General features: G+C 67.6%; 7 protein-coding genes. 1 reads left to right on the top strand and 6 read right to left on the bottom strand.

Going from position 1 to position 6,080, the window contains the following annotated elements; all coding sequences use genetic code 11:
- Positions 1 to 59 precede the first annotated feature (59 nt).
- On the bottom strand, positions 60 to 2,588 hold the full coding sequence (locus ACFVJX_RS11760; protein ID WP_384126346.1) for an ATP-dependent Clp protease ATP-binding subunit: 2,529 nt from the start codon (positions 2,586 to 2,588) through the stop codon (positions 60 to 62).
- Between the two features lie 429 nt (positions 2,589 to 3,017).
- Here ACFVJX_RS11760 and ACFVJX_RS11755 point away from each other — a divergent pair, with 429 nt between their 5' ends.
- Entirely contained in the window at positions 3,018 to 3,638 is a 621-nt protein-coding gene (locus tag ACFVJX_RS11755; protein WP_384126344.1) for an SCO3374 family protein, read from the top strand.
- On the opposite strand, the gene ACFVJX_RS11750 is transcribed toward ACFVJX_RS11755, so the two are convergent.
- The 5 genes from ACFVJX_RS11750 to ACFVJX_RS11730 form a co-directional block, all read right to left on the bottom strand.
- Complete coding sequence (locus tag ACFVJX_RS11750; protein WP_363071198.1) at positions 3,617 to 3,952, bottom strand: Lsr2 family protein; 336 nt, start codon at positions 3,950 to 3,952, stop codon at positions 3,617 to 3,619. The two genes, ACFVJX_RS11755 and ACFVJX_RS11750, sit on opposite strands and share 22 nt — an antisense overlap.
- Before the next feature lie 143 nt (positions 3,953 to 4,095).
- Positions 4,096 to 4,653 (bottom strand): amino-acid N-acetyltransferase, encoded by a 558-nt coding sequence (locus ACFVJX_RS11745; RefSeq protein WP_384126342.1) that lies wholly within the window; start codon positions 4,651 to 4,653, stop codon positions 4,096 to 4,098.
- A gap of 9 nt (positions 4,654 to 4,662) precedes the next feature.
- Positions 4,663 to 5,142, bottom strand: a complete 480-nt coding sequence (locus ACFVJX_RS11740; RefSeq protein WP_384126341.1) for a BlaI/MecI/CopY family transcriptional regulator — start codon at positions 5,140 to 5,142, stop codon at positions 4,663 to 4,665.
- A gap of 124 nt (positions 5,143 to 5,266) precedes the next feature.
- Positions 5,267 to 5,446 (bottom strand): hypothetical protein, encoded by a 180-nt coding sequence (locus tag ACFVJX_RS11735; RefSeq protein ID WP_384126339.1) that lies wholly within the window; start codon positions 5,444 to 5,446, stop codon positions 5,267 to 5,269.
- 52 nt (positions 5,447 to 5,498) lie between these two features.
- Entirely contained in the window at positions 5,499 to 6,068 is a 570-nt protein-coding gene (locus ACFVJX_RS11730; RefSeq protein ID WP_384126358.1) for a hypothetical protein, read from the bottom strand.
- Positions 6,069 to 6,080: the final 12 nt, after the last annotated feature.

The following is a 6,080-nucleotide window of genomic DNA, read 5'->3' as shown; positions in this document are numbered from 1 at the left end:
GACCGGTCGAAACCGGTCGGGGGCCGCCCCTTCGAACGCTCGGGCGCGCTAGGCGCCTGTCACGCTTCCTTCGTCATGTTCGGGCCGGCGCCGCCTGCCGCCTGCTCGATCGGGGGGACGTCGGGCAGAGCCGACTTCTCCTCGCCACGGAAGGTGAACTTCTTCTCGTCACCCTCGCCCTCGGTGCCGACGACCACGATGTGACCGGGGCGCAGCTCACCGAAGAGGATCTTCTCGGAGAGGATGTCCTCGATCTCGCGCTGGATCGTCCGGCGCAGCGGCCGGGCGCCCATCACGGGGTCGTAGCCCTTCTTCGCCAGGAGCGACTTCGCTTCCGCGCTGAGCTCGATGCCCATGTCGCGGTCCTTCAGCCGCTCGTCCACCTTGGCGAGCATGAGGTCGACGATCTGGATGATGTCTTCCTCGGTGAGCTGGTGGAAGACGACCGTGTCGTCGACACGGTTGAGGAACTCGGGCCGGAAGTGCTGCTTGAGCTCTTCGTTGACCTTGTTCTTCATCCGGTCGTAGTTCGTCTTCACGTCACCCTGGGCGGCGAAGCCCAGGTTGAAGCCCTTGGAGATGTCCCGGGTCCCGAGGTTGGTCGTCATGATGATGACCGTGTTCTTGAAGTCCACCACTCGGCCCTGGGAGTCGGTCAGGCGACCGTCCTCCAGAATCTGGAGCAGGGAATTGAAGATATCGGGGTGGGCCTTCTCGACCTCGTCGAAGAGGACGACGGAGAACGGCTTGCGGCGCACCTTCTCGGTGAGCTGACCGCCCTCCTCGTATCCCACATACCCGGGGGGAGAGCCGAAGAGACGGGAGACCGTGTGCTTCTCGCTGAACTCCGACATGTCGAGGGCGATCAGCGCGTCCTCGTCACCGAAGAGGAATTCGGCGAGCGTCTTGGAGAGCTCGGTCTTACCGACACCGGACGGGCCGGCGAAGATGAACGAGCCACCGGGGCGCTTCGGGTCCTTCAGACCCGCTCGCGTACGACGGATCGCCTGCGAGAGCGCCTTGATGGCGTCCTTCTGACCGATGACGCGCTTGTGGAGCTCGTCCTCCATGCGCAGCAGACGGGAGGACTCCTCCTCCGTCAGCTTGAAGACCGGGATGCCGGTGGCGGTGGCGAGGACCTCGGCGATGAGCTCGCCGTCGACCTCGGCCACGACGTCCATGTCGCCGGCCTTCCACTCCTTCTCGCGCTTGGCCTTCGCCGCCAGCAGCTGCTTCTCCTTGTCGCGGAGAGAGGCCGCCTTCTCGAAGTCCTGGGAGTCGATGGCCGACTCCTTGTCGCGGCGGACGCCCGCGATCTTCTCGTCGAACTCGCGGAGGTCCGGCGGCGCGGTCATCCGGCGGATGCGCATCCGGGAACCGGCCTCGTCGATCAGGTCGATCGCCTTGTCCGGCAGGAAGCGGTCCGAGATGTAGCGGTCGGCCAGCGTCGCGGCCTGGACCAGCGCCTCGTCCGTGATGGACACGCGGTGGTGGGCCTCGTAGCGGTCGCGCAGACCCTTGAGGATCTCGATGGTGTGCGGCAGCGAGGGCTCGGCGACCTGGATGGGCTGGAAGCGGCGCTCGAGCGCGGCGTCCTTCTCCAGGTGCTTGCGGTACTCGTCGAGCGTGGTGGCACCGATGGTCTGGAGCTCACCCCGCGCCAGCATCGGCTTCAGGATGCTGGCCGCGTCGATCGCGCCCTCGGCGGCACCCGCACCCACCAGGGTGTGGAGCTCGTCGATGAACAGGATGATGTCGCCGCGGGTGCGGATCTCCTTGAGCACCTTCTTCAGGCGCTCCTCGAAGTCACCGCGGTAGCGGGAACCGGCGACCAGCGCACCGAGGTCGAGGGTGTAGAGGTGCTTGTCCTTGAGGGTCTCGGGCACCTCGCCCTTGACGATGGCCTGGGCCAGGCCCTCGACGACCGCCGTCTTGCCGACACCGGGCTCGCCGATGAGGACAGGGTTGTTCTTCGTACGGCGGGACAGCACCTGCATGACCCGCTCGATCTCCTTCTCGCGCCCGATGACCGGGTCGAGCTTGGATTCACGAGCGGCCTGGGTGAGATTCCGGCCGAACTGGTCCAGCACCAGGGAGGTGGAGGGCGTGCCCTCCGCGGGGCCGCCCGCTGTGGCAGCCTCCTTGCCGCCCGAGTAACCGGAGAGCAGCTGGATGACCTGCTGGCGCACCCGGTTCAGGTCGGCGCCCAGCTTCACGAGGACCTGGGCTGCGACGCCCTCGCCCTCGCGGATCAGGCCGAGCAGGATGTGCTCGGTGCCGATGTAGTTGTGGCCGAGCTGAAGGGCCTCGCGGAGCGACAGCTCCAGGACCTTCTTGGCTCGGGGAGTGAAGGGGATGTGGCCGGACGGGGCCTGCTGGCCCTGACCGATGATCTCCTCCACCTGCTGGCGGACCGCCTCGAGCGAAATCCCGAGGCTCTCCAGGGCCTTAGCGGCGACACCCTCACCCTCGTGGATCAGGCCCAGGAGGATGTGCTCGGTGCCGATGTAGTTGTGGTTGAGCATCCGGGCTTCTTCCTGAGCCAGGACGACAACCCGCCGCGCGCGGTCGGTGAACCTCTCGAACATCGTTAATCGCTCCTCAGAGCGGTCAGGCAGTAAGGGGTCGGTCCCCTCCCTGTCCTTCCGCAGCTTAGTCCCGCAAGCGGGGACCGCTCATTTCAACTGCCGACACCCGTCGTGGCCTCCTGCCCCGAACGCCGACAACTGCTCCAACCCGATGGTGCGAGACGATGTTCCCGCAGGCCAGGCAGATACCCCTATCGCCAGTACGCCGATGGCGAACGTGAGACGTCCGGTGGCTGCGTGTCGCCCCTCCCCACTAGGGATGTCTTACCCGCAATTACAGACAGTCCATGCGGCGTACGCGGGTTCCCTCCGCTACGGGCGAACATCTTCGTACTCCCGAATGCTCCCGTACGCCCCCAACCCGGACACACTACGCGTTCGATCATGGACTCTGCGTAACCCCCGGCCCGGATCCGGAGTTCTTCCGGCATGGCACCCACCGTCCCGTCACCGCGTACTCCGCCTCCAGTCGAGCGGGACGGCGGTGACCGCCGTGCACCGCGGGGCGGCTGCGCCCGGTGGTACGAGCGGGAGCTCGGCTGGGCCACCGCCGGTGACGCACCTGTGCGGCTGCTGACCGGGCTGCGGTTCGACGCGCTGGTGGTCCCCGCCGCCGTCGGCCATGCGGCGCTGCGGCGGGTGGGCCGTACGGGGCCCGTGGCCCTCATGGGACGACGGATGAGTCTGCTGGTGGCCGCGGGGAGCGCGGACGAGCTGCCCGGGCTGCTCGACTGGCTGGAGTGGGGCCAGGTCACCCTCGCACTGACCGCTCTCGGCGCGGGGGGCCGGATCACGGCACCACCACCGCCGGGCCGGCCGGGCCCGCCGGGGGCCGCGGTATGGCTGCGGCCCCCCTGTCCACCCCACGAGCAGGATGGGGAACCGGCGCTCCCTGCCCTCTCCGGCTTCGGGAGCAGGGGTGGGGATGCTCCCGATCTCGTCCGGCTCGTGGACGCCGTGGCGACGGAATGCCACCGGGCCCGACTGACGCGCGCCCGGACGGGGCTTTCCTCCGATGAACCGGCTGCTCAGCCGTTGGCCTTCTCGTAAGCCTCGCGGATGTCCGCGGGAACACGGCCGCGGTCATTCACATTGTGGCCGTTCTCGCGCGCCCACTTACGGATCTCGGCGGTGTCCTTGTTGCCACCGGGAACCGCACGGCCCTTGCCACGACCGGAGGCGGCACGGCCACCCGTACGCCGACCGCTCTTGGCGTACGGCTCGAGCAGCGTACGGAGCTTGTCCGCGTTGCTCGTGGTGAGGTCGATCTCGTACGTCTTGCCATCCAGCGCGAACGTGACGGTCTCGTCCGCCTCGCCGCCGTCGAGGTCGTCAACAAGAAGGACCTGAACCTTCTGTGCCACCGGATTTCCTTTCATCGAAAATGGAGTACGCGGAAAGGAAACCGCTTTTCCCCGGAAAACACAAACCCCCGGGAGAGGTTCAGGAGCGCAAGAAGACGGGAAACGTGCGCGATTCGGACATAGACCTCGGGTTCTTCCGACGGTCACAGGTGCAGAAGCATCCGGCTGTTACCCAAGGTGTTCGGCTTCACTCGTTCGAGACCGAGGAACTCCGCGACTCCCTCGTCATAGGAACGCAGCAGCTCGCTGTAGACATCTCCGTCGACCGGCGTCTCTCCGATCTCCACGAAGCCGTGCTTCGCGAAGAAGTCGACTTCGAAGGTGAGACAGAAAACCCGTCGCACACCCAGCCAGCGGGCGGTCTGCAACAACTTGTCCAGCACTTGGTGGCCGACTCCGGCACCCTTGATGCTGTGATCGACCGCGAGAGTACGGACTTCGGCGAGGTCTTCCCACATCACATGCAGTGCGCCGCAGCCGATGACCTGGGCGTCCTCGTCGCGTTCGGCGATCCAGAACTCCTGGATGTCCTCGTAAAGCGTGACCGTTGCTTTGTCGAGCAGGATGCCTTCACGTACGTAGCCGTCGAGGAGTCGCCGGACGGACGGCACATCGCTCGTCCTCGCACGCCGGACGGTGATGGCCACGTTTATAACCGACGGTTCGGTCTGGAAATCGGTTTGCGGAAGCTCTGAGGACATACCCCGACGCTATCGCCCGGCCTCCGGCTCCGCCCCATCGGCCGCTTCGGCCGCTTCATCGACGGCTTCATCCGCTTCATCGGCTTCATCGGCCGCTTCACCGCCCGACGCCTCGGCGTCCTCGGGAAGAGTGGGCACAACCATCCGCATCGCATCCCGGAGAGCCTCACGCTGCTCGGCCGACATCATGCCGAAGAACGCGACCAGCGCGGCGGCCGGGTTGTCACTCCGCGACCAGGCTTCGTTCATCAGTGCGGCCGAGTACGCGGCGCGGGTGGAGACCGCCGTATATCGATATGCGCGGCCGTCCACTTCCCGGCGGACCCAGCCCTTCTGATGGAGATTGTCCATTACCGTCATGACGGTGGTGTAGGCGATGGACCGTTCCTGCTGAAGGTCCTCAAGGACTTCCCGCACGGTGACCGGACGGTTCCATTGCCAGACCCGGGTCATCACGGCGTCTTCCAGCTCTCCCAATTGACGGGGCACAGCGTCACCCTAGTGCCAAATGTCTGGAATGGCCGGTTATTCACACAACAAAAGGGCGTACGGCTCTCTCGGAGCCGCACGCCCTTCGTATGGTGCCGCGCGCAATGCGCCCGGGTTTACCGGGTCAGACCGCTTCGGTCCGCTGCGCCTGCCGGGCCGCCTCGGAGCGGCTGATCGCCGCGTCGACGGCCGCATCCTCTTTGGCCTTGTTGGGACCGCCCTGGCTCTTGACGATCGTCACGACCAGACCGATGAAGAAGGCTGCCATCACCACGGGGGGCACGAGCGCGGATACGTAGTCCATGGCGTCCAGAGTAGCGAGCCTGCCACCGGGTTCCGGCGCGCCCCCTGCCCTGCTATCCGGCGGCGCGCTGCTGCTGCGGCGGGGGCACCGGGCGACGGCGTGGCGGGAAGACCTCCGAAGGCTTCGGCGCCGGGCGGTCGGACGGTGCCGCCGGGCGCGCCGGGGCCTTCGGCTTCTCCGGCTCCGCGGCACGGCCGCCCGGCAGCGCGAGCAGCCGGCTGCGGGGCGCCGGGGTCGTCGCGGCGACGGAACGCCCGGCCAGGCGGGCGCGCACCGAACGCTCCGCGAGCACCTGACAGCGCTCCAGGAGCGCCGCGGCGACCGGCCCGCCGCGCAGGGCGCGCAGCGCGGCGAGATCCTCGGGGCGGGGGTCGTACCCGGCGGCCAGGGCGTCCTGGAGGAGCTCCAGATAGCCGCTGAGCGAGCCGGGCAGGGCGTTTCGGTAGCGGACGAGGTCGGCGAGGAGGAAGGCGCGCAGCCGTCCGGCCTCGCTGACCGTCTCGTCCACGGAGCCCGCTAGCCGCAGGCAGTCCTGGACATCCTCGTCGGGCAGGGGCGCGGGGTGGAGGGCGATGGCGAGGGCGCGTCGGAGCACTCGCAGCTCGTCCGCGCTGAACGCCATACCGCCGCGTGA

It is taken from the genome of Streptomyces sp. NPDC127177 (assembly GCF_042672475.1).
Taxonomy (GTDB): Bacteria; Actinomycetota; Actinomycetes; order Streptomycetales; family Streptomycetaceae; genus Streptomyces.
The sequence above is the reverse complement of the archived record's forward strand: the minus strand, read 5'-3'. Positions and strand labels throughout refer to the sequence as shown.

Coding starts and splice junctions, on each gene's coding strand:
- ACFVJX_RS11760 (WP_384126346.1), bottom strand. CDS start 2,588: ATGTTCGAGAGGTTCACCGACCGCGCGCGGCGGGTTGTCGTCCTGGCT.
- ACFVJX_RS11755 (WP_384126344.1), top strand. CDS start 3,018: ATGGCACCCACCGTCCCGTCACCGCGTACTCCGCCTCCAGTCGAGCGG.
- ACFVJX_RS11745 (WP_384126342.1), bottom strand. CDS start 4,653: ATGTCCTCAGAGCTTCCGCAAACCGATTTCCAGACCGAACCGTCGGTT.
- ACFVJX_RS11735 (WP_384126339.1), bottom strand. CDS start 5,446: ATGGACTACGTATCCGCGCTCGTGCCCCCCGTGGTGATGGCAGCCTTC.
- ACFVJX_RS11730 (WP_384126358.1), bottom strand. CDS start 6,068: ATGGCGTTCAGCGCGGACGAGCTGCGAGTGCTCCGACGCGCCCTCGCC.